Origin of the sequence: Flavobacterium frigidimaris, assembly GCF_002217275.1 — a bacterium.
Taxonomy (GTDB): Bacteria; Bacteroidota; Bacteroidia; order Flavobacteriales; family Flavobacteriaceae; genus Flavobacterium; species Flavobacterium aquidurense.
In genome coordinates this window covers 68,299-88,372 of record NZ_MUGV01000019.1, presented here as the reverse complement: position 1 = coordinate 88,372, position 20,074 = coordinate 68,299, and the positions used below count along the sequence as shown (strand labels likewise).

At 32.5% G+C, this 20,074-nt stretch carries 22 protein-coding genes; 9 read left to right on the top strand and 13 right to left on the bottom strand.

Annotated features, from left to right (window positions below):
• Positions 1-45 precede the first annotated feature (45 nt).
• Positions 46-945, top strand: a complete 900-nt coding sequence (locus B0A65_RS11875) for a patatin-like phospholipase family protein (protein WP_074661167.1) — start codon at positions 46-48, stop codon at positions 943-945.
• 80 nt (positions 946-1,025) lie between these two features.
• On the opposite strand, the gene B0A65_RS11870 is transcribed toward B0A65_RS11875, so the two are convergent.
• Positions 1,026-1,547 (bottom strand): DUF7935 family protein, encoded by a 522-nt coding sequence (locus B0A65_RS11870; RefSeq protein ID WP_072970813.1) that lies wholly within the window; start codon positions 1,545-1,547, stop codon positions 1,026-1,028.
• 125 nt (positions 1,548-1,672) lie between these two features.
• Between B0A65_RS11870 and B0A65_RS11865 the strand changes: the two genes are divergently transcribed.
• Positions 1,673-2,440: a sulfite exporter TauE/SafE family protein gene (locus B0A65_RS11865; RefSeq protein WP_074661169.1), complete on the top strand. Its 768-nt coding sequence runs from the start codon at positions 1,673-1,675 to the stop codon at positions 2,438-2,440.
• Between the two features lie 93 nt (positions 2,441-2,533).
• Positions 2,534-2,833, top strand: coding sequence for a hypothetical protein (locus tag B0A65_RS11860; protein WP_074661171.1), 300 nt, complete (start codon positions 2,534-2,536; stop codon positions 2,831-2,833).
• On the opposite strand, the gene B0A65_RS11855 is transcribed toward B0A65_RS11860, so the two are convergent.
• Positions 2,817-3,095, bottom strand: coding sequence for a hypothetical protein (locus B0A65_RS11855; protein ID WP_074661172.1), 279 nt, complete (start codon positions 3,093-3,095; stop codon positions 2,817-2,819). The two genes, B0A65_RS11860 and B0A65_RS11855, sit on opposite strands and share 17 nt — an antisense overlap.
• A gap of 287 nt (positions 3,096-3,382) precedes the next feature.
• Here B0A65_RS11855 and B0A65_RS11850 point away from each other — a divergent pair, with 287 nt between their 5' ends.
• Together B0A65_RS11850 and B0A65_RS11845 are read left to right on the top strand one after the other, a co-directional pair.
• The gene (locus B0A65_RS11850) at positions 3,383-5,719 is read left to right on the top strand and encodes an ATP-dependent helicase (protein ID WP_074661174.1); all 2,337 of its coding nucleotides are present in this window, start codon (positions 3,383-3,385) and stop codon (positions 5,717-5,719) included.
• 175 nt (positions 5,720-5,894) lie between these two features.
• A complete protein-coding gene (locus B0A65_RS11845; RefSeq protein ID WP_074661175.1) occupies positions 5,895-6,515 on the top strand; it encodes an L-threonylcarbamoyladenylate synthase in 621 nt (206 codons plus the stop codon).
• Positions 6,516-6,704: 189 nt separating this feature from the next.
• Here B0A65_RS11845 and B0A65_RS11840 read toward each other — a convergent pair whose 3' ends face one another.
• The 3 genes from B0A65_RS11840 to B0A65_RS11830 are packed head-to-tail and all read right to left on the bottom strand — an operon-like array spanning position 6,705 to position 9,064.
• Positions 6,705-7,538 carry an OmpA/MotB family protein gene (locus B0A65_RS11840; RefSeq protein WP_074661177.1) on the bottom strand — a complete coding sequence of 278 codons (834 nt, stop codon included), beginning with the start codon at positions 7,536-7,538 and terminating at the stop codon, positions 6,705-6,707.
• A gap of 34 nt (positions 7,539-7,572) precedes the next feature.
• The gene (locus B0A65_RS11835) at positions 7,573-8,592 is read right to left on the bottom strand and encodes a glycosyltransferase family 2 protein (RefSeq protein WP_074661178.1); all 1,020 of its coding nucleotides are present in this window, start codon (positions 8,590-8,592) and stop codon (positions 7,573-7,575) included.
• 19 nt (positions 8,593-8,611) lie between these two features.
• Positions 8,612-9,064 (bottom strand): type I restriction enzyme HsdR N-terminal domain-containing protein, encoded by a 453-nt coding sequence (locus B0A65_RS11830; protein WP_074661180.1) that lies wholly within the window; start codon positions 9,062-9,064, stop codon positions 8,612-8,614.
• Between the two features lie 96 nt (positions 9,065-9,160).
• Here B0A65_RS11830 and holA point away from each other — a divergent pair, with 96 nt between their 5' ends.
• The 3 genes from holA to ettA all read left to right on the top strand — a co-directional run bounded on the left by holA (position 9,161) and on the right by ettA (position 12,176).
• Complete coding sequence (holA, locus tag B0A65_RS11825; protein WP_074661714.1) at positions 9,161-10,165, top strand: DNA polymerase III subunit delta; 1,005 nt, start codon at positions 9,161-9,163, stop codon at positions 10,163-10,165.
• Between the two features lie 72 nt (positions 10,166-10,237).
• Complete coding sequence (locus tag B0A65_RS23275; RefSeq protein ID WP_089069631.1) at positions 10,238-10,414, top strand: CAL67264 family membrane protein; 177 nt, start codon at positions 10,238-10,240, stop codon at positions 10,412-10,414.
• Positions 10,415-10,484: 70 nt separating this feature from the next.
• Positions 10,485-12,176 carry an energy-dependent translational throttle protein EttA gene (ettA, locus tag B0A65_RS11815; RefSeq protein WP_026985169.1) on the top strand — a complete coding sequence of 564 codons (1,692 nt, stop codon included), beginning with the start codon at positions 10,485-10,487 and terminating at the stop codon, positions 12,174-12,176.
• Between the two features lie 240 nt (positions 12,177-12,416).
• Here ettA and B0A65_RS11810 read toward each other — a convergent pair whose 3' ends face one another.
• The 3 genes from B0A65_RS11810 to B0A65_RS11800 form a co-directional block, all read right to left on the bottom strand.
• Positions 12,417-12,860 carry a thiol-disulfide oxidoreductase DCC family protein gene (locus B0A65_RS11810; RefSeq protein ID WP_074661181.1) on the bottom strand — a complete coding sequence of 148 codons (444 nt, stop codon included), beginning with the start codon at positions 12,858-12,860 and terminating at the stop codon, positions 12,417-12,419.
• A gap of 106 nt (positions 12,861-12,966) precedes the next feature.
• Complete coding sequence (locus tag B0A65_RS11805; protein WP_074661183.1) at positions 12,967-13,272, bottom strand: GIY-YIG nuclease family protein; 306 nt, start codon at positions 13,270-13,272, stop codon at positions 12,967-12,969.
• A gap of 361 nt (positions 13,273-13,633) precedes the next feature.
• Positions 13,634-15,799: an endonuclease MutS2 gene (locus B0A65_RS11800; RefSeq protein WP_074661184.1), complete on the bottom strand. Its 2,166-nt coding sequence runs from the start codon at positions 15,797-15,799 to the stop codon at positions 13,634-13,636.
• Positions 15,800-15,909: 110 nt separating this feature from the next.
• On the opposite strand from B0A65_RS11800, the gene ung reads away from it, so the two are divergent.
• A complete protein-coding gene (gene ung / locus B0A65_RS11795; RefSeq protein ID WP_074661186.1) occupies positions 15,910-16,578 on the top strand; it encodes a uracil-DNA glycosylase in 669 nt (222 codons plus the stop codon).
• Positions 16,579-16,654: 76 nt separating this feature from the next.
• Here ung and B0A65_RS11790 read toward each other — a convergent pair whose 3' ends face one another.
• From B0A65_RS11790 to tsaE, 5 genes are all read right to left on the bottom strand, one after another.
• A complete protein-coding gene (locus B0A65_RS11790) occupies positions 16,655-17,041 on the bottom strand; it encodes a DUF4258 domain-containing protein (protein WP_074661189.1) in 387 nt (128 codons plus the stop codon).
• 36 nt (positions 17,042-17,077) lie between these two features.
• On the bottom strand, positions 17,078-18,277 hold the full coding sequence (locus tag B0A65_RS11785) for an alanine dehydrogenase (protein WP_072970800.1): 1,200 nt from the start codon (positions 18,275-18,277) through the stop codon (positions 17,078-17,080).
• A gap of 83 nt (positions 18,278-18,360) precedes the next feature.
• Positions 18,361-18,825, bottom strand: a complete 465-nt coding sequence (locus tag B0A65_RS11780; protein ID WP_074661190.1) for a GNAT family N-acetyltransferase — start codon at positions 18,823-18,825, stop codon at positions 18,361-18,363.
• A 17-nt stretch (positions 18,826-18,842) separates the two neighbouring features.
• Complete coding sequence (locus tag B0A65_RS11775) at positions 18,843-19,586, bottom strand: hypothetical protein (RefSeq protein ID WP_074661191.1); 744 nt, start codon at positions 19,584-19,586, stop codon at positions 18,843-18,845.
• Between the two features lie 50 nt (positions 19,587-19,636).
• Positions 19,637-20,044, bottom strand: a complete 408-nt coding sequence (gene tsaE, locus B0A65_RS11770) for a tRNA (adenosine(37)-N6)-threonylcarbamoyltransferase complex ATPase subunit type 1 TsaE (RefSeq protein WP_074661194.1) — start codon at positions 20,042-20,044, stop codon at positions 19,637-19,639.
• Positions 20,045-20,074 lie beyond the last annotated feature (30 nt).

The window sequence follows — 20,074 nt, the reverse complement described above, 5'->3', positions numbered from 1 at the left end:
ATTCTTTTTTCTATTTTCTAAAAAAAATAAACCTACAATAAATTTATGAGAGCATTGGTTATTTCTGGCGGAGGAAGTAAGGGCGCATTTGCCGGTGGTGTGGCGCAATATCTAATAGAAGAAAAAAATCACGAATACGATTTGTTTTTAGGAACTTCTACCGGAAGTTTGCTTATTCCGCATTTGGCTTTGGGACATATCAAAAAAATTCACTCGGTTTATACGAATGTTACCATGGGAAGTATTTTTAATATTTGCCCGTTTGTAGTTAAAAATAAAGATGGAGTTGACATTGTAACGATTAATCACTTCAATGTGTTGCGACAGTTTTTTAAAGGAAAAAGAACTTTTGGAGAAAGCAAAGGACTGAAGAGATATATCCGAAATAACTTTTCTCTTTCTGATTTTAACAAACTTAAAAAACTAAATAACGATGTTGTTATTACTGTAACTAATTTTACTCGAAATGAATCAGAATACAAATCAGTAAAAGATTGTACGTATGAGGAGTTTTGCGATTGGTCGTGGATCTCGAGCAACTATGTCCCGTTTATGAGTTTGGTGGAGAAAGACAATTGCGAATATGGTGATGGAGGGTTTTCAAGCCTGGTTCCGATTCGTGAAGCTATCAACCGTGGAGCCACAGAAATTGATGTTATTATCTTAGAAACTGAAGTAAATATGGATAAAACGGTTATTGGTAAAAACCCATTCTCGTTAATGATTGATTTGTTCAGAATTGCTTTAGATCAAGTTGAAAAACATGATATTGCTATAGGAAAACTGATGGCAAATAACAAGAATGTGAAACTTAACTTATATTACACTCCAATAAAACTAACAGACAACGCCCTTATTTTTAATAAAGAAGTGATGAAAGAATGGTGGCAACAAGGTTATGAATATGCTCAGAATAAGTCTGAAGTTATGAGTGATAATAAGTGATTTTAGAATTCTGATTTTAGATTTTTGATTGCTACCAATAATCTAAAATCTGAAATCTAAAATCAATAATCTTAAATTATTTACCACAACTCCGAAACCTCATTTTTAATGTACCCTAAAGCAGCATTACTAGGTGATTGCTTCTCTAATAAATCATTCAAAATTTTCTCTCTCAATTTATCTGCACTATCCACTCTGTCGCTCATTGCAGCTTTGCGAATAATTTGTATAGTTGAATTTTTAGCAGTCGTTATGATCGTCCAGCATTCGTCAGACATGTAAATTTGCTGCGTTAAGTTGTGTTCAAACTCCTGTTCGATTTGGTCGATTACGAAGTTTTCATAATCGTGTTTTTCGTTAGATATGGGAGCAATTCTAATCAATAATTTGGTTAGGTTGATACGCTCTAAATATAAAGTCATACGCTCGTAAGCCTGTAAACGTATTGGTAATGATTGTTTTTGATATTCTCTGTTTAATAAAAAAGCACGTTTCTTATCGTTGTTTTTAATATGCAGTTCAAAAAAACTGTAAGCTACAAATCCAGTCACAATAGCAGGCAAAGTATAACTGGCTAATTCTATAATTCTTGTATAGTCCATTTGGGTTCAATTTTTCAACAAAAATATACTTTTTGATGAGAAAACAATAGTAATTCTGTTGTAATAAACAAAAGGGAACTCTATTTTTGTGCACAGTTCTTAAAACCAACCGATACAGAAAAGTAATGGAAAGCTATATTATAATTTTACTTTGTTTAGCCGCTTTTGCTGCGGGATTTATTGATGCTATTGTTGGCGGTGGCGGACTGATTCAAACTCCAATGGGATTAATTCTATTGCCAAATTTACCTGTTTCGACAGTCATTGGAACGTTAAAATTACCGGCCTTTACAGGTACCGCTTTTGCTGCTTTTCAATATTTGAAAAAGGTAGTAATTCAATGGAAATTACTTTTGATAATGATGTGTTTAGCTGTTCCATCAGCATTTTTGGGTTCTACAATTTTGACCATGGTCAGTAATAATTTTATGAAACCGCTTTTGCTGGTAGTTTTGTCTTTATTGTTTATTTACACTTATGCAAAGAAGAATTTCGGGCAGCATGTTGCCAAAGATCATTCGGCTACTACTCAAATCATTTATGCAGTTGTCATAAGTGTAATTGTTGGTTTTTACGATGGATTTATTGGCCCTGGAACCGGAAGTTTTTTTGTAGTGGCTTTTATAGCACTTTTAGGTTTTGATTTTTTGCATGCTTCCGCGAATGCAAAAATGGTAAATCTGGCAACAAATTTTGGTTCGATTTGTTTGTTTATGATAAAAGGAAAGATCATTTGGACCATTGCAATTCCGATGGCAGTCAGCAACGGACTTGGCGGTTGGCTGGGTGCAAAATTAGCGATCAATAAAGGAAATGGTTTTATTCGAATTTTCTTTTTGATTGTGGTAATTGGAACGTTGATTCGATTTGCTTATGATGTGTTTTTTAAATGAAGGTTCTGGTGTGGTAAGTTTTATAGGCTTTTTTATTTGCTATCATTTAATTAGATTATATTTGTGCAATATTAATACTAATAGTCTCATAAAATGATAGAAATAGTTCAAAATTACGAGAATTACATTAATGATTTGCCTGAATTGATAAGTAAATCTTATTATAAAGCCGAGTTTTTCATGCAAAAATTAGGTTTGAAACATGCAACATATTATAGAAAATTAAAATCAAAAAACTTTACCCATCAGGAAGTTAAATTAATTACGGCCTTATTATTTCCTGAAGAAATTTTAATTCAGCAACTTGAAAAAAGCGAAGAAGATATTAAAGAGGGAAGAGCTATAGACTTTTCAGATTTTAAAGAAAAATTAAGAGCTAAGTATAATATCTAAATTTGAAGGATTTCTTTTGTTGTCCCAAAAAAGGGTTATATAAATTATTTGAAATTCTATTTTGTGAAACAAAGACTTGGTTTGAAATTAAAAATTTTCTATAAAATGTTTTTTTATATCTTGATCCAATTAGATTATTTTGTTGAATTAGATGTAGAATTGAAATAGTACTTTTTGAAAAAGAAGCAGTCTTGGCTTCAGAATATTTATTAATAATCTCAAAATAACTTTCTTCAGCAATTTTCGTAAGTTCTATTTTCATTTTTCATTCATAAGTTTACAAATATAAGACTAAAAAAATAAGAATTTTCTTTCTTTTTATTAAAAAAAAACACCAATTATCTGAGCCTAACCCCGATAGAGGCGGTATCCTCGAAGTGCAACGGAGAGATATAGCCGAAAGCGGGAACTATGTTTCAAAAAATACCAATTGCCGTGCTTCAAAAAAACACTTAGAACCTTAGTATCTTAGAACCTCAGAACCTTTCTTTTGCATCTTAGGAACTTTCTTTTTAAATTGCTATTTTTGCATTAAAGGAGAACAATTTCATGCAAAAATATATTGACCAGCTCAACGAAGCACAACGAGAACCCGTTTTAAAGAAGGACGGGCCAATGATTATTATTGCTGGTGCAGGATCTGGAAAAACTCGTGTTTTAACGATTAGAATTGCTTATTTGATGGCGCAGGGTGTTGATGCATTCAACATTTTATCACTTACTTTTACGAATAAAGCGGCCCGTGAGATGAAACACAGGATTTCGGATATTGTGGGCGCAACAGAAGCGAAGAATTTGTGGATGGGAACTTTCCACTCGATTTTTGCCCGTATTCTGCGTTCAGAATCGGATCATTTAGGATACCCTTCCAATTTTACAATTTACGATTCCCAAGATTCAGCTCGACTTATTTCTTCAATTATTAAGGAAATGCAGTTGGATCGTGATATCTATAAACCAAAGCAGATTTTAGGCCGAATTTCAAGTTATAAAAACAGCTTGATTACAGTGAAAGCTTATTTCAATGATCCTGAATTGGTTGAAGCCGATGCAATGGCAAAAAGACCAAGATTAGGTGAAATTTACCAACAATATGTAGACCGCTGTTTTAAAGCCGGCGCAATGGATTTTGATGATTTATTACTGAAAACCAATGAGTTATTGACTCGTTTTCCAGAAGTTTTAGCGAAATATCAGAATCGTTTTCGTTATATTCTGGTTGATGAGTACCAGGATACAAATCACTCTCAGTATTTGATTGTAAGGGCTTTATCAGATAAATTTCAAAATATTTGTGTTGTTGGAGATGATGCGCAGAGTATTTATGCCTTTCGTGGTGCGAACATTAATAATATCCTGAATTTTCAGAAGGATTATGAAGGTGTTGTAATGTTTCGTTTAGAGCAAAATTACCGTTCGACCCGAAATATTGTGGAAGCGGCAAACACGATAATGGAGCATAATAAAACCAAATTAGATAAAGTTGTTTGGACGGCGAATGATTTTGGCGCGAAAATTAAAGTGCATCGTAGCCTGACAGATGCAGAAGAAGGACGTTTTGTGGCCAGCACCATTTTTGAACAGAAAATGCAAAATCAGCTTAACAATGGAGCTTTTGCCATTTTGTATCGTACTAATGCGCAGTCGCGCGCAATGGAGGATGCATTGAGAAAACGTGATATTCCGTATCGAATTTATGGTGGATTATCTTTTTATCAACGTAAGGAAATCAAAGATGTATTGTGTTATTTGCGTTTGGTAATTAATCCAAAAGATGAGGAGGCTTTAATTCGTGTAATCAATTATCCGGCTCGTGGAATTGGAGATACAACAGTAGAAAAATTAACTATTGCAGCCAATCATTACAAGCGTTCGATTTGGGAAGTAATGGTTAATATCGATAAAATCGATTTGAAACTGAATACCGGAACAAAGAACAAACTGAATGATTTTGTGACTATGATTCAGAGTTTTCAGGTAATCAATGAAAATCAGGATGCTTTTTATATTACAGACCACGTTGCAAAAAAAACGGGTTTGGTTCAGGAATTGAAGAAAGATGCTACGCCGGAAGGAATGGCAAAAATTCAGAATATCGAAGAACTTTTAAATGGTATAAAAGATTTTACTGAAGGTCAGAGAGAGATTGACGGTGCAAGAGGAGCATTATCTGAATTTATGGAAGATGTAGCGCTTGCGACGGATTTAGATAAAGATACTTCTGACGAGGATCGTGTGGCTTTGATGACGATTCACTTAGCAAAAGGACTTGAATTTCCGCATGTTTTTGTAGTGGGAATGGAAGAAGATCTGTTTCCGAGTGCCATGAGTATGAGTACCAGAAGTGAATTGGAAGAAGAACGTCGATTATTTTATGTAGCTTTAACTCGCGCAGAACATCAGGCGTATTTGACATATGCACAATCGCGTTATCGTTGGGGGAAATTGACAGATAGTGAACCTTCTCGTTTTATTGAAGAAATTGATCCGCAATATTTAGAATACTTAACGCCTGCAGAAAGCAATTACCGCTATAAATCACAGATTGATAGTGATATTTTTGGAGATGTAGATAAATCGAAATTAAGGTTGGCAAAACCAATAGGAGGAACGCCACCGAAACATATTACGGATAACGAGCCAAAACCAGATTTGAATATCAGAAAGTTGAAACCTGTAGTGTCTAATAATCCAAATTCAGCTGCACCCAATTTATTTGACAGCAAATTAACGATCGGAAACGTAGTAATGCACGAACGTTTTGGAAAAGGTGAAGTGGTTAACTTAGAGGGTTTTGGAGCAGATAAAAAAGCTGAAATTAAATTTGAAGTTGGCGGAATTAAGAAATTATTACTCCGATTTGCAAAACTAGATGTAATAGGTTAAATAAAGTTTCAAAGTTTCAGGTTTCAAGTTTCCTGCTTTGAACATAATTTAACAGTAAAGCTTACATATAACCTTTGCGTTCATAGCGTAAATCTTTGCGAACTTTACGGTTAGGTATTATACGATTTTCGAACTTGAAACCTAAAACAAAATTAAACTTTAAACAAAATTTTAGATGGCCGAATTTATAAAAATATATCCTGATAAACCAAGTGAAGCTGCAATTGCAAAAGTGGTTAAAGTCCTTCAGAATGGTGGTTTGGTAATTTATCCCACAGATACTGTTTATGGTTTAGGTTGCGATATTACCAATTCACGTGCTTTAGAAAAAATTGCAAAAATTAAGGGAGTTAAGTTAGAGAAAGCAAATTTTTCGTTTATTTGTCATGACTTAAGTAATTTATCAGATTACGTAAGGCAGATTGATACAGCAACGTTTAAAATTTTAAAAAGAGCTTTACCAGGACCGTATACTTTTATTTTGCCGGGAAATAATAATTTACCAAAAGAATTCAAAAAGAAAACTACGGTAGGTATTCGTGTTCCGGATAATAATATTGTTCTTGAAATTGTTCGGCAACTTGGAAATCCAATCGTTTCAACATCTATACGTGATGAAGATGACGTTATAGAATATACAACAGATCCAGAGCTAATTTTTGAAAAATGGCAAAATCTTGTTGATTTGGTAATTGATGGAGGATATGGTGACAATGTTGGTTCTACAATTATTGATTTATCAGAGCATGAGCCAATAATTGTCAGAGAAGGAAAAGGAGATATTGGAATTTTGTAAAAAAAAACTGAAATTGCATAAAAGTTTGAAATAAATAACTAACTTTATTATAGTTAAAATTTAGTTAGTTAATTAAAAATAATGCTATTCTTGATTTATATTTAATTGGTTATTAAAAAAATTAAGGATACATAAAAGCAGGTCAATTGACCTGCTTTTTCTGTTTTATAAAGTATGTAAAACGCTAAATTATTTAGCTTGTTTTTTCATTTCTTTTTCAATCATATCGTAGAATTGATCGATTTTTGGCATAACCACAATACGAGTTCTTCTGTTACGAGCTTTGTTTTCAGGAGTATCATTAGCAACTAATGGTACATATGAACTTCTACCAGCAGCAATTAGTTTTGCAGGGTTAACACCAAGGTCGTTTGTTAATACACGTACAATAGATGTAGAACGTTTAACACTTAAATCCCAGTTGTCTAATATTACACCATTGCTTTTGTATGGAACATCATCAGTGTGACCTTCAACCATACATTCAAAATCTGGTTTGTCGTTAACAACTTTTGCAACTTTTGCTAAAACAGATTTCGCTTTATCACTTACATCATAGCTACCACTTTTAAATAATAGTTTATCTGCAATAGAAATAAATACTACTCCTTTTTCAACATTGATTTCGATATCCGGATCGTTGATTCCAACAGCACCTTTTAAACTTGTAACTAAAGCTAAAGTTACACTGTCTTTTTTAGTTAAAGCATCCTGAAGTCTTGAGATTTTTAAATCTTTCTCTTTTAAACTTTCTAAAGATTTTTCAAGATTTTCAGCTCCCTTAGTAGTTAATACAGTTAAATCCTTAGAACTGTTTATTAAGTCTTGATTATGTGCTTTATAACTTTCAGCTGTTGCTGCTAATCCTGCTTTTTCTTCTAAACAAGAATTTAATTTAACTGTGCAAGAGTTTAATAAATCTTGTGTCTCTTTGTTCTTAGCTTCTAATGCTGCGTATTGCTTTTTCGATACACACGAAGTTAAGGCCATTAATACTGATAGTGCGATAACTATTTTTCTCATAGGTATTATATTTAATTAAACGTTGATTACAAATTTAGTTTTTAATATTTTGATTACTGTTAAAGATTTCTTTAAAAACAAGCAATTTCTTTATGTAATATAGGTAAACGATACTTTTTACGGTATAGTATTGTTGTATTTGAAAATCTTTTCTTTCTCGCAGATACTTTAAAGATATGCAATAAAAAGAGAAATGCGCCTTTAAAATTGCAAAAGTATGACTGAATTTTCCCTGTGTAAGAAAACGGATACCCGCAATACCATCTAAAACCATACGGAAGAAAATGATAAAAAATAAACCTTTTTTAGGTAGATTTTTCACGAGCATTAGTAATGAATTCCTGAAATTTAAATAGGTCTTTTTCGGATTTCCTTGCTGTAATGTTGCGCCACCCACATGATAAACAACTGATTTGGAGTTGTATTTAATGATATGGCCTTCATTTGCGGCACGCCAGCATAAATCAATTTCTTCCTGGTGTGCAAAGAAACTTTCATCAAAGCCTTTCAGATCATTGTAGACTTCTCTTCTTATAAAAAAACAGGCTCCTGAAGCCCAGAACAGTTCAATGTTATCATCGTATTGTCCGTTATCTTTTTCAATGGTATCGAAAATACGTCCGCGACAAAATGGAAAACCATATTTATCAATAAATCCACCAGCTGCACCGGCGTATTCGAAATATTCCTTGTTTTTAAAATCAAGAATTTTTGGTTGAATAATAGCAGTCTGCTTTTCGGTGTCAAAAGTTTCAATAATGGGTTGGAGCCAATTTTCTGTTACTTCAATGTCCGAATTGACTAAAGCGTATATTTCGGCATTTACTTCTTTTAAAGCGTCATTATAGCCTTTTGCAAAACCATGATTCCCATTGTTTTGGATAATTTTTACGGTTGGAAAGTTTTCTTTAACGAAATTTACGGAAGCATCTGTAGAAGCATTATCGGCTACATATATCGTAGCTTCTGCTGAAAATTGAAGAACTGAAGGCAAAAACTGCTCAAGCAATTTTATTCCGTTCCAATTTAAAATGACAACTGCTATTTTATCCAAAAGTATTTGATGTTATAATTTAATAAATTTCTTTGTAATCGGGTAGTGACTTTAAAAACTCATATTTTTCATTTTCAAAATCCATCTGACAATAAAAATGATTCAGACCATTTGTGACTTTCAAAAACCGTGCCTGCATTGTCATATTATAACGTGCAATTTGATCAAAAGTTGCCTGTGATATTTTTACTTCCGGTGCTTTGCATTCTACCAATATATGTATAGAACCATCAGAATTGAATACCACTACATCGTATCGTTTTCGTAAACCATTGACTGTTAAAACTTTCTCAACATTGATTAAAGATTTTGGATATTTTTTTTCATTCATTAAATAATGAACAACATGCTGGCGAACCCATTCTTCCGGGGTGAGAATGATAAATTTTTTTCTGATTTCATCAAAAATAGACACTTTATTTTCGCTATTTTTGAATCGAAAAGTATAGGAAGGAAAATTTAGCTTTAACATAAAGCAAAAATATAAAATAGTTTCAGGTTTCAAGTTTAAAGTTTCAAGTTATTGAAACCAGAACCTGAAACTTTAAACTTGAAACAAAAGATTGGAATGGACGAAGTTGTAAAAATTGTTAATGATATTAAAGCAGGAAATATAAAACCGATTTATTTTTTAATGGGTGAAGAGCCTTATTATATTGATAAACTAGCAGAATATATCGAGCAGAATGTTCTTTCTGAAGAAGAAAAAGGCTTTAATCAAACAGTTTTATATGGAAGAGATGTTTCTGTTGAAGATATTGTTTCAACGGCCAAGCGCTATCCTATGATGGCTGATCGTCAAGTTGTTATTGTAAAAGAAGCACAAGATTTATCCAGAACAATAGATAAAATCGAATCGTATGTAAATAATCCAATGGAAACAACGGTTTTAGTTTTTTGCTACAAATACAAAACACTTGACAAACGTAAAAAAGTCACTAAATTATTAGCGCAAAACGGAATCGTTTACGAGAGTAAAAAATTATACGAAAATCAGGTAGGCGACTGGATAAAACGAATTCTTGCCGGAAAAAAATACACCATTGATCCAAAAGCGAATGCGATGTTGGTTGAATTTTTAGGAACCGATTTGAGTAAAATTAATAATGAATTAGAGAAATTACAGATTATTTTACCTCAGGGAACGATGATTACACCACAACATATCGAGGAAAATATTGGTTTCAGTAAAGATTATAATGTGTTTGAACTTCGAAAAGCAATTGGAGAACGCAATCAGTTGAAAGCGTATAAAATTGCAGAAAACTTTGCTCATAATCCTAAAGAATATCCACTTGTAATGACAACTGGTTTGGTTTTTGGCTTTTTTGTTCAGCTTTTAAAATACCATGGGCTTAAGGATAAAAATCCTAAAAATGTGGCTGCTGCAATTGGTGTAAATCCTTATTTTTTAAAGGAATATGACTTGGCTATAAAGAATTATCCCATGCGAAAAGTGAGCCAAATTATAGGTGCCTTACGTGATATTGACATTAAAAGTAAAGGAGTTGGAGCCAATGCTTTACCGCAATCAGATTTACTAAAAGAAATGCTATATAAAATATTTAATTAAGCCGTGAAAATTCACGATATTTGCACTTCTAAAAATAAATCACATTAAAAAATAATTATCACAATTATGGGAATGAATAAAAATACCGTTTTAGGATGGGCTACTTTTATAATGATACTTATGGGATTGTTGCTTATAGGTCTTGGTGCTTTTAGATACAGCGAAGTATCAGGCTGGGGATTTGTAGCCGTTGGCGTTGGTTTCTTTGCTAATGCATGGGTTTTTAATGCGTTGAAAGGAAGAGTTTAGCAAAATCAGTTTGCAATTAAAAGATCAAAAGTCAATAAAAAATAATTAATTAAAATAAAAAACATATAAAATGTCAGACGATAAGAAAGTAATTTTCTCAATGCAAAAGTTGAGTAAAACCTATCAGGGAGCAGACAAACCAGTTCTTAAAAATATCTATTTGAGTTTCTTTTACGGAGCAAAAATTGGTATTTTAGGTTTAAACGGTTCTGGAAAATCTTCTCTTTTGAAAATTATTGCCGGAGTAGATAAAAATTATCAGGGTGATGTTGTTTTTCAACCAGGTTATACTGTAGGTTATTTAGAGCAGGAACCAATTCTTGATGATTCTAAAACGGTTATTGAAATTGTTCGTGAAGGAGCTGCTGAAACTATGGCAGTTTTAGAAGAGTACAATCAAATTAATGACTTATTCGGTCTTGAAGAAAACTATTCAGATCCTGATAAAATGGATAAGTTGATGGATCGTCAGGCAGCTTTACAGGATAAAATTGATGCTCTTGGTGCTTGGGAAATTGATACAAAACTAGAAATCGCAATGGATGCTTTGCGTACACCTGAAGGTGATACGCCGATCAAAAACCTTTCAGGAGGAGAGCGTCGTCGTGTGGCTTTATGTCGTTTATTATTGCAACAACCAGATGTATTGTTATTAGATGAGCCTACCAACCACTTAGATGCTGAGTCGGTACTTTGGTTAGAACAACATTTAGCACAATATGCCGGAACTGTAATTGCGGTAACGCACGATAGATATTTCCTTGACAATGTAGCAGGTTGGATTTTAGAGCTGGATAGAGGAGAAGGTATTCCGTGGAAAGGAAATTATTCTTCTTGGTTAGATCAAAAATCTAGTCGTATGGCACAAGAAGAAAAAGTAGCGTCTAAACGTAGAAAAACATTAGAGCGCGAGTTGGACTGGGTTCGTCAGGGAGCAAAAGGTCGTCAGACAAAACAAAAAGCACGTTTACAGAACTACGATAAGTTATTAAACGAAGATCAAAAACAACTGGATGAAAATCTGGAAATCTATATCCCGAACGGTCCACGTTTAGGAACCAATGTTATTGAGGCTAAAAATGTTGCCAAAGCTTTTGGTGATAAATTATTATATGATAATTTAAATTTCACATTGCCACAAGCCGGAATTGTTGGAATTATCGGACCAAACGGTGCTGGTAAATCGACCATTTTTAAAATGATTATGGGGGAGCAAGCTACAGATAGCGGAGAATTTTCAGTTGGAGAAACTGTAAAAATCGCTTACGTAGATCAATCACACTCTAATATTGATCCAAATAAATCAATATGGGAAAACTTTGCTGACGGTCAGGAATTGATTATGATGGGAGGAAAGCAAGTAAACTCAAGAGCTTATCTATCTCGTTTTAATTTTGGTGGTGGAGAACAAAATAAAAAAGTTTCAATGTTGTCTGGTGGAGAACGTAACCGTTTGCACCTTGCAATGACTTTGAAAGAAGAAGGAAACGTACTTTTATTAGATGAGCCTACGAATGATTTAGATGTAAATACACTTCGTGCTCTTGAAGAAGGTTTAGAGAATTTTGCTGGTTGTGCCGTTATTATTTCACACGACAGATGGTTCTTAGATAGAATTTGTACTCACATTCTGGCTTTCGAAGGAGATTCTGAAGTGTACTATTTTGAAGGTGGTTTCTCTGAATATGAAGAAAATAAAAAGAAACGTTTAGGTGGAGATTTAACTCCAAAACGTTTAAAATACAGAAAGTTGATTAGATAGTTTTCTAGTTAAATTTCAATTTTTAAAATCCCAAATTCCAATCTTTACCTGATTTGAATTTGGGATTTTTTAATTTTGTTTATTCACGCATTTTATGTTCATTTCGACGAAGGAGAAATCACACTAGAAATTCGACAAAGATTAGACTCTCGTTGCGGAGTTACTTGCGGGGGATTTCTCCTTCGTCGAAATGACAATATTGTGTAAAGATTGGAATTTGGAATTTATAAATTGGAATTTTTAAAGAAACTTCGCTTTTAATTCCGGCGTAGGAATCATGCAGCTTTCTTTTTTCCCGTACCATTTATATCGGTTTTTGGCAATATAGTCGTAAATATAATTCCTTAATTTTTCAGGAAAAATTTTAAATATCGAAATCAAGCTATAAATTCCTCCCAAGTCTTCTGCTATTTCTATAGCTGCTGAAGATTTATAATAGTAAGCAACTCCAGGATGATATAAAATTATACTATCTATTTTATTTTGATCAACCCCAATATATCTACAAATTTCATTTCCCAATTCTGATTGTAAAGCGACAAAACGAAAAATATCTTTTTTATCATTTTTGATGATAAATTGAACTGCGCTGTTGCAAAGATTGCAAACGCCGTCGAAAAGGATTATTTTTTTGTCTTTAGGAATGTTTGCAAGTAATGACGCAATTTCGGTTTGTGTTTTCATATACTGTAATTGCTTATTTTGGTGAGATTGCTTCGTTCCTCGTAAAGCCGCACATGCAAGGTCATTGCGAGGAACGAAGCAACCACACTGTGTTTTTTCATTTTTATTATACTATCATTATGCCTTCAATTTCTTCAAACAAATCTTTCCAAGTTGGATTCATCGAATGAATGAGTTCATTCTTTGCTTCTCTTGATCCAGCTTTGATTTGCTTTTCTCTACCTATTGTATCTTCGATCAATTGAAATTGTTCGTAATAAACTAGAATATTTACATTATATTTTGCAGAGAACGATTTTGGGTACTTTTTATTTTTATGTTCTAGAATTCCTTTTGGTAGATTTGAAGTTACACCAGTGTAAATTACTGTTTGATGTTTATTGGTAATGAGGTATACGAATCCTGGTTTCATATTTTATTTTTTTGAGTTGTCAATTTCTTGAAGAAAAAGAGGGAATAGCGCTTTGATTCCATTAAGCAAGTGTGAACTTACTTATGTTCGTGTGGTTGCTTCGTTCCTCGCAATGACAAAACTAAAAAAAATAAGTTTATGTAAGATTTTTAGTATTATATATTTTATCTATTAAGAGTTATAATTTAATAAATTTACCAAATCAAAATAGACCCTCATAAATTTATTTTAAAAGCTTTTTGTAAATTTCGGATGTTGACTCTCGTATTTTTGAAGATCTTTGTTTAAATCGCTTTATTTTGATTTTTTAATATTTCCCTTCATAATTTAAAACCTGAAAACCGAGACTGCGACTGAAAACTTATTTCTTCCCCGCCTCAACAAATTCCAATTCATCTAAACTTACTTTCGAAGTAAAGATTCCGTAATTTACAGTTGCTTTATTTTTTTCTATTGAATCGATACTTCCAACAGATCTTCCATCTAACATTCTTACACGGTCACCAACTTTTAAAATTGGTTTTGGTTTTTCGATAACAGGTTTGAGTTTCTTTTCTTTTTTCTCTTTTCGAATTTCTTCAACCTGAACTGAAACTTCAGCAATAACTTCTTTTTTCTTTTCGATTATAGCTTTAGCTTCTTTTGGAGTTGCTTTTTTACGTTTTGAATTTTCAATTTCTATGATTTTCAAAAACTCACCAATAAGTTCCTTCTTGTTTTTATTGTTAAAATATTTTTCAGAGATGTCTTCAATTTTCTGACCAATGTAAATCGTCTTTTGGTTGCTATCATATAATTCCTGGTAGCTTTCCAGTTTTTGTTTGATTTTTACATTAATGTTTTCCATCTTTTTGCTTTCCTCACGTGCACGAGTTTCTTCTTCCTTTAAATTAATGGAAGTTTTTTCAAGCTTTGATCTTTCTTTTTGAAGAGTTGCAATCGTTTTGTCAAAACGAACTTTTCCAACTTCAATTTTCTTTTTGGCTCGATTGATCAATCCAAACGGAATACCATTTTTTAAGGCAACCTCAAAAGTAAATGAACTTCCTGCCTGACCCAAAGCCAGTTTATACATTGGCTCCAATGATTTCTCATCGAACATCATATTTGCATTTGTTGCAAATGGCAATTCGTTAGCGAGAATTTTCAAATTGGAATAATGTGTTGTAATAATTCCGAAGGCTTCACGATGGTAAAATTCTTCTAAGAAAATTTCAGCCAAAGCACCACCTAATTCCGGATCAGAACCCGTACCAAATTCATCAATCAAAAACATGGTTTTCTTGTTGCATTTTTTCAAGAAGTAATTCATGTTTTTTAGACGATAACTATAAGTACTTAAATGATTTTCAATAGATTGATTGTCTCCAATATCAGTTAAAATTCTGTCAAATAAGAAAGTTTCACTACGTTCGTGAACAGGAATCAACATTCCTGATTGTAACATCAATTGCAATAAACCAACGGTTTTAAGCGAAATAGTTTTCCCACCTGCATTTGGACCTGAGATTACAATAATTCTGTTATCTTGTTTTAATTCAATAGTTTGCGGATGTGTAACTTCGTTTTTTTGCTTATTATTCAAATACAAAATAGGATGATACGCTTCTCTAAAGAATAATCTTCTTTCTTCGGTAATTGTCGGTAATATTCCGTTGATTCTATTAGCATATTTAGCTTTTCCGGAAACCACATCAATATCACTTAAAAATTCCTGATACTCAATTAATAAAGGTAAATAAGGACGAATTTGATTGGATAGTTGTTTTAGAATTCGGGTAATTTCTTCTTTTTCTTCATATTCCAGATTCGCTAATTCTCTGGAATATTGTAAAGTAGCTTCCGGTTCAATATAAGCGATACTTCCGGTTTTAGAACTTCCTAAAATAGAACCTTTTACTTTGCGACGGTACATGGCTAAAACCGCTAATACTCTACGGTTTTGAACAAAGCTTTCCTTAATATCGTCCAGATAACCAAGGCTGTTATTATGTGAAAGAGCAACTCCAAAACTTTGATTGACTTTACCGCGAACAATATTCATATTCTGACGAATACTTAGTAAAGCAGGAGATGCATTGTCTTTTATCTCTCCATATTTATCTACAATCGCGTCGATTAAAGTTACAATGTCCTTTGTATATTCAACTCTTGAAGCTCTAGCGTTTAAATTTGGATAATAATCATCGAATTTTTTCAGGAAATTTAAAAGAAAATTTGTAGTCGATGAAAGTGTAGCAATTTTTCTAAAACTACCAACCTCCAGAAAACTATCTTCAATTGCCAGAAATTTGATTTCGTGTGTAATAGCGTCAAATCCGTGATTCGGAATAGCGTTGTTATTTTGAAAAGACGAAACATATTCTGATGTCTGCATCAAAGCCTGCATCAAGGTTTCTTTGTCTCTAAATGGTGTTATTTGTAAAGCTTTTTCTTTTCCAATATCTGTGTTACAGCCAGCCGAAATGGTTTCGAGCACTGTTGGAAATTGTAAATCTTGTAATGTTTTTTCGGTAATGGATATCATTATATATCGTAAGTTGTAAAGGTTCAAAGTTACAAAGTTTTAAAACGAAATAGTACTATTAATTAGTACTTTGAAAAAAACTTTGCGAAATTTGTAATAAATTTAATTATATGAAAATTAATCTTTCTAAGGAATGGCAAGATGTTTTAGCTAACGAAATTGCAAAACCGTATTTTAACGAATTGCTTTCCTCTTTAGAGGAAGATTGCAAACATCATATATGCTATCCGCCTTTAGATTTGATTTTTTCTGCTTTTAATCACTGTTCTTTCAAAGATGTAAAAGTGGTTATTATTGGCCAGGATCCCTATCATGGAGCGGGAGAGGCTAATGGTTTGAGCTTTTCAGTAAATGATAATGTAAAAATCCCGCCTTCTTTACGTAATATTTTCAGGGAAATAAATTCAGATTTAGATTCTGTTTTTATGCCAACTTCCGGGAATTTAGAAAAATGGGCAGATCAGGGTGTTTTACTTTTGAATGCTTCTTTGACAGTTCGAAAAGACGTCCCAAATAGTCATAAACATTTAAAATGGAATCTTTTTACAGATGCCGTTATTCAGACGATTTCAGATAAAAACGAAAATGTTGTCTTTTTATTATGGGGGAGCTTTGCTCAGAAAAAAGGATTAAAAATTGATCGTTCAAAACATTATGTTTTAGAATCAGGACATCCATCTCCAATGAGTGCCAATCAGGGAAAATGGTTTGGTAATAAACATTTTAGTAAAACAAATGTGTTTCTGAGGTCAAAAGGACTTAAGGAAATTGAGTGGTAAAACACTAATTAGACGAATTTTTACCAATTGAATATTTTGCAAATTCTAGTTAGTAAAAATTCTGAAAACTGTGTTTTTATTTTTCAGCCGGTTTCTTTACAATTTCTTCTAAAACCGCTTTATTCTCATAATTCGTAATTTTAAGGATAATCTCCTGGTTTTTTACTGTCTTTCCTTCGATGATATATAATTTCCCTTTATTAAACGGAACATTACTTTGATCAAAATCAACATCTCCAAATTGTAGCGTATTTTTGATATCTGTAGTGTCAACCCATTTTTCGTTCAAAGTCTGAATTGCTTTATCGGAATATTGAAAAGGTTTTGTGCGTAAATTATTTAAAACCCTGGCATTTGGAAAGTAATTGCAACGCGTATCTTTTCCACTAAAAACAAGGGCTACAAAAAAGCATCCCATAATCAAACCAATCAAATAATAAGCAAAACGATGTACGAACTTCATGAAATAATTTTTTTGCAAAGGTAAGCTAAAGTTCCTTTAAAATACAAGTAAATTAATATCGTTGTCTGGCAAATCAAACCAATCGCCAATTGCTTTATTTGTTAGGATTCCGTGGTATAAATAAACTCCGTTTTTCAAACCTTTATTACATCTGATAGAGCTTTCCAAACCACCGTCGTCTGCTATTTGAAGTAGATATGGCGTTAATATATTACTGATTGATAATGAGGCAGTTTTGGAATATCTTGACGGGATATTTGGTACACAATAATGCAAAACATTACTTTTTATGAAAGTTGGTTTTTCATGAGTAGTAACTTCTGAAGTTTCAAAACATCCACCGGTATCAATACTAACATCGACAATTACGGCTCCTTTTTTCATATGCTCCACCATAGTTTCTGTTACTACAATTGGGCAGCGTTCTTTTCCACGCATGGCGCCAATGGCTACGTCACAACGTCTCAAAGCTTTTAATAAAGCTTTTTGCTGAACTGTTGAAGTGAAAATTCTTTGATTTAAATTATTCTGTAGACGACGTAATTTAGTAATCGAATTATCGAAAACTTTTACGTTTGCACCAAGTCCAATTGCTGTTTTAGCAGCAAATTCACCAACAGTTCCGGCACCTAAAATCACAACTTCAGTAGGAGGGACTCCGGTAATATTTCCAAATAAAAGTCCTTTACCAAATTCATCCGTAATCATTAATTCGGCAGCAATAAGTATAGAAGCTGTTCCCGCTATTTCGCTTAAGGATTTTACTGCAGGATAGGATCCGTCTTCATCTTTGATATATTCAAATGCTAAGGCAGTTATCTTTTTTTGCGCTAAAGCTTCAAAGTATTCTTTCTTTTTTGTCTTTAATTGAATAGCTGAAATAATAATCGTTTCAGGATTAATCATCTTTATTTCAGCCAAAGTTGGCGGTTCTACTTTAAGTAACATCGGACAGCCAAAAACTTTTTTAGTATCTTTTGTAACTTCTGCACCTGCATCGCTATATTCCTTATCAGAATAACTCGAACTCTCTCCGGCTCCAGACTCAATCATTACACGATGACCTTCATAGGTAAGTGAATTTACAGCGTCCGGCGTCAGGCAAATACGACGTTCCTGATAACTGGTTTCTTTAGGTATTCCTATGAAAAGTTCTCTTTTAAATCGGCCCACTTCAAGTTTTTCTTCTTGTGGCAACAATTGTTGTTTCGTAAATGGAGTTAAAGTAATTGACATGGGTTGTGCAAATATTAAGAGTACAAATTACGTAAAAAGTTTTAAAATTAGTGCAAATTTTCTGCTAATAGTAAAAGTCAATATTAAGAGATTGTTTTTTCCATTTTTATGTCGGCTCTTTCGTAGCTGACATCTCCTAATGGAACTTCAACAAAGCCAAATTTTTCGTATAAATGTAGCGCAGGAAGTAGAATTCTATTAGAGTACAAAAGTAATTTTTTGATGTTATTTTCTTCTGCAACAGCTATGCAATGAACTAATAGCTTATTTCCCATTCCGAGACCTTGGGCTTTGTCTGAAACAGCCATTTTACTCAATTCGAAAGTAGTATTATCAATCTTCATTAACGAAACTGTTCCCAGGATTTCATCATTATATTTGGCGTAGAAAATCATTCCACCTTTATTAATAATTTCTTCTTGTGGATTTGAAAGCACTAATTCATCTTTCTCCTCAACTCTAAAATACTTTTGAAGCCATTCTATATTTAAGATTTTGATGTAGTCTTTTATATCTGGAGAATAGGGGATTATTTCTACTGTATTCATATTGTATTTAAACTAATTTATTGAATGCTATCTGTACTTTTCTCAACAGGTTCTTCGCTTTCGCCATCTTCTTCAAATTCGTCCTTTCTATTTAAGTCCTCGTTGTCATATTGATAGTAATCTTCAAATTTCTTAGAGTCTTTATTATAAATAATAACTCTCTTGTAGCTTTTAAATTTTAATAAAATTCCATCTGCTGGAGAAGGAGTAAGTTTCATTTCTTCTAAATAAATCAATGCCTTTTTTTTAAAACTGGTAATGGTTGGTAGTTCGCTATGATATTCTTTTTTGAATAGAACATCACCACGTTCTGATATTATGTATATAATACTACTTTCGAAATCTTGTTTTTCCAATAAAAATGCCAATTCAATATTTTGTGCACTTTTATTGTTGGTGAAATTACCATATGCAATTACCTTTTTTGCCCGATCTTTTATTTTTGTGAAAAAATATTGACTATCGTCTCCATCTATATTATAATATTTATTGTCTTTAAAAATTTTTACAATTCCTCTTTTAAAATTTAATGGAATATCATCGTATTCTGAAATTGTAAATGTTCGAGCTCCCCAATAGTTGCAATCTTCTATTGACACCCAGCCACTAGACCATTCTTTATCAGATTCATAAGTAGTTTCAGCTTCTTCTGATTTAGTTTTTTCTTTGAATGTAAAAAATCCAATCGCAGATATTAAAACTAAACTACATATTACGATAATTCCCCATTTTTTGTACTTGCTTCTTTGTTTGTTTGTCATAAATAATTATTCGTTTATTTGTAAATATAATCTTACAAAAATACAAATAATTATTTTAATTCCAAAGTTCTCTTTCCATCAGTCAATAACTCAATTGTCACTGTAGAATGTTCTTCCGGAATTAAACTGGCAATTTTTTCAGACCATTCAATAAAACACCAATTTCCAGAATACAAATAATCATCAACACCAATATCAAGTGCTTCTGTTTCTTTATTTAAACGGTAAAAATCAAAATGATAAACAATTTGATTGTTAGAAGTATAATATTCATTAACTAAAGAAAAGGTTGGGCTGCTTGTAGCGCCTTCAACCCCTAAACTTTTGCATAATTGTTTGATTAAAGTAGTTTTTCCAACTCCCATTTCACCATTAAAAAGAATGATTTTTTTTGGATTTGAAGCTATAATTTGCTCCGCTACTTCCTGAATTTGATCTAATGAAAAAACGATATTCATTTTTATATTTATTTATTATATAGTCTCAGT

Coding starts and splice junctions, on each gene's coding strand:
- B0A65_RS11875 (WP_074661167.1), top strand. CDS start 46: ATGAGAGCATTGGTTATTTCTGGCGGAGGAAGTAAGGGCGCATTTGCC.
- B0A65_RS11870 (WP_072970813.1), bottom strand. CDS start 1,547: ATGGACTATACAAGAATTATAGAATTAGCCAGTTATACTTTGCCTGCT.
- B0A65_RS11865 (WP_074661169.1), top strand. CDS start 1,673: ATGGAAAGCTATATTATAATTTTACTTTGTTTAGCCGCTTTTGCTGCG.
- B0A65_RS11860 (WP_074661171.1), top strand. CDS start 2,534: ATGATAGAAATAGTTCAAAATTACGAGAATTACATTAATGATTTGCCT.
- B0A65_RS11855 (WP_074661172.1), bottom strand. CDS start 3,095: ATGAAAATAGAACTTACGAAAATTGCTGAAGAAAGTTATTTTGAGATT.
- B0A65_RS11850 (WP_074661174.1), top strand. CDS start 3,383: ATGCAAAAATATATTGACCAGCTCAACGAAGCACAACGAGAACCCGTT.
- B0A65_RS11845 (WP_074661175.1), top strand. CDS start 5,895: ATGGCCGAATTTATAAAAATATATCCTGATAAACCAAGTGAAGCTGCA.
- B0A65_RS11840 (WP_074661177.1), bottom strand. CDS start 7,538: ATGAGAAAAATAGTTATCGCACTATCAGTATTAATGGCCTTAACTTCG.
- B0A65_RS11830 (WP_074661180.1), bottom strand. CDS start 9,064: ATGTTAAAGCTAAATTTTCCTTCCTATACTTTTCGATTCAAAAATAGC.
- holA (WP_074661714.1), top strand. CDS start 9,161: ATGGACGAAGTTGTAAAAATTGTTAATGATATTAAAGCAGGAAATATA.
- B0A65_RS23275 (WP_089069631.1), top strand. CDS start 10,238: ATGAATAAAAATACCGTTTTAGGATGGGCTACTTTTATAATGATACTT.
- ettA (WP_026985169.1), top strand. CDS start 10,485: ATGTCAGACGATAAGAAAGTAATTTTCTCAATGCAAAAGTTGAGTAAA.
- B0A65_RS11810 (WP_074661181.1), bottom strand. CDS start 12,860: ATGAAAACACAAACCGAAATTGCGTCATTACTTGCAAACATTCCTAAA.
- B0A65_RS11805 (WP_074661183.1), bottom strand. CDS start 13,272: ATGAAACCAGGATTCGTATACCTCATTACCAATAAACATCAAACAGTA.
- B0A65_RS11800 (WP_074661184.1), bottom strand. CDS start 15,799: ATGATATCCATTACCGAAAAAACATTACAAGATTTACAATTTCCAACA.
- ung (WP_074661186.1), top strand. CDS start 15,910: ATGAAAATTAATCTTTCTAAGGAATGGCAAGATGTTTTAGCTAACGAA.
- B0A65_RS11790 (WP_074661189.1), bottom strand. CDS start 17,041: ATGAAGTTCGTACATCGTTTTGCTTATTATTTGATTGGTTTGATTATG.
- B0A65_RS11785 (WP_072970800.1), bottom strand. CDS start 18,277: ATGTCAATTACTTTAACTCCATTTACGAAACAACAATTGTTGCCACAA.
- B0A65_RS11780 (WP_074661190.1), bottom strand. CDS start 18,825: ATGAATACAGTAGAAATAATCCCCTATTCTCCAGATATAAAAGACTAC.
- B0A65_RS11775 (WP_074661191.1), bottom strand. CDS start 19,586: ATGACAAACAAACAAAGAAGCAAGTACAAAAAATGGGGAATTATCGTA.
- tsaE (WP_074661194.1), bottom strand. CDS start 20,044: ATGAATATCGTTTTTTCATTAGATCAAATTCAGGAAGTAGCGGAGCAA.